Source organism: Protofrankia sp. Cr1 (assembly GCF_963555865.1).
Classification (GTDB): domain Bacteria; phylum Actinomycetota; class Actinomycetes; order Frankiales; family Frankiaceae; genus Protofrankia.
Map to the genome: position 1 here is coordinate 59872 of NZ_CAUVXO010000001.1, position 1467 is coordinate 61338.

1 protein-coding gene is annotated in these 1467 nt (G+C 72.4%); it reads left to right on the plus strand.

The genetic code is table 11. The annotated features are described in order from the left end of the window. The first annotated feature begins 63 nt into the window (after positions 1 to 63). Positions 64 to 1266, plus strand: coding sequence for an alanine racemase (gene alr, locus U9980_RS00330; protein WP_322766186.1), 1203 nt, complete (start codon positions 64 to 66; stop codon positions 1264 to 1266). Positions 1267 to 1467 lie beyond the last annotated feature (201 nt).

Consider the following 1467-nt stretch of genomic DNA (forward strand, 5'->3'; position numbering starts at 1 on the left):
TAGAACCATGATCGCGCGGCCTTTGGCCGGTGAGGCTGTGTGGGCAGGTCAGGAAGGCTTCGGATGACACGGCAGAGCGGCAACCTACCCGCGTGCGCGGTTGTCGATCTTGACGCGGTCCGCGAGTCCGTGGCGACATTGGTCACCCGTGCCGGCAACGCCGCGACCATGGCGGTGGTCAAGGCCGACGGCTATGGTCACGGGATGCTGCCCTGCGCGCGTGCCGCGCTGGAGGCCGGTGCGAGCTGGCTCGGGGTCGCGTTCATATCCGAGGCGCTCGCGCTGCGCGCCGCCGGGCTCACGGTACCGGTGTTCGCCTGGCTCAGCACGCCCGGGGAGCCGCTCACCGAGGCGATTGCCGCCGACGTCGACCTGTCGGTGTCGGCGCCCTGGTCGCTGGCGGAGATCGCCGCGGCCGCGCGGTTGACCGGCCGCACCGCACGGGTCCATCTCAAAGCCGACACCGGCCTGAACCGGGCGGGGGCGACCGAGGCGGGCTGGCCGTCCCTGTGTGCCGCGTCGGCGGCGCGTGTCGCCGACGGCCTGATCGACGTGGTCGGTGTGTGGAGCCACTTCGCGTTCGCGGACTCGCCCGGCCATCCGACCGTCCGCGCGCAGATCGGGTACTTCCGGGACGCGGTGGCCATCGCGGAGAAGGCCGGTCTACGTCCGCGCGTGCGCCACCTGGCCAACTCGGCCGCGACCCTGATCAGCCCGGACGCACACTTCGACCTGGTCCGCCCGGGAATCTCGGTGTACGGCCTGTCGCCCGGACCTGCCCTCGGTCCTCCCACAGCCCTCGGCCTGCGCCCGGCCATGACACTCACCGCTCGGCTGGCGTTGGCCAAGCGGGTGCCGGCCGGCGGCGGGGTGTCCTATGGCCACCGATACACCACCCTGGACGAGACGACGCTCGCGTTGGTGCCACTCGGGTACGCCGACGGCGTACCGCGGTCGGCGGGCAACACGGCCGAGGTGCTGTTGGCCGGCCGCCGCAGGCGCATCGCCGGCACCGTGTGCATGGACCAGTTCGTCCTGGACGTCGGCGACGATCCAGTTCAGGCGGGCGATCAGGTCATCCTGTTCGGGCCGGGGGAGCACGGCGAACCCACCGCCGCCGACTGGGCGGATGCCCTCGGGACCATCAACTACGAGATTGTCACGAGGATCGGTGTCCGGGTACCGAGGGTGCACCTCAACGTGTCCGGCCCAGCCGGCCTAGCCGGCCCAGCCGGCCCAGCCGGGCTGGAACGCGGCCTGCCGTGACCGTGACGCCAGATTATGATCATCGACGCCTGGTGGTGACTGTGAAGATGCCGGACGTCGGCGGGCTGCTTGCCCGTACCGGCCGGACTGGCGGCGGCTCGCGGGGGGCGTGGCCGGCCGGTGTCGCCGGTCTTGCCGGCCTCGCCACCGCTGTCGTTGTCGGCGCCGCGGCGCGGCGGCGGTTCCAGCGCCGCTCGGACC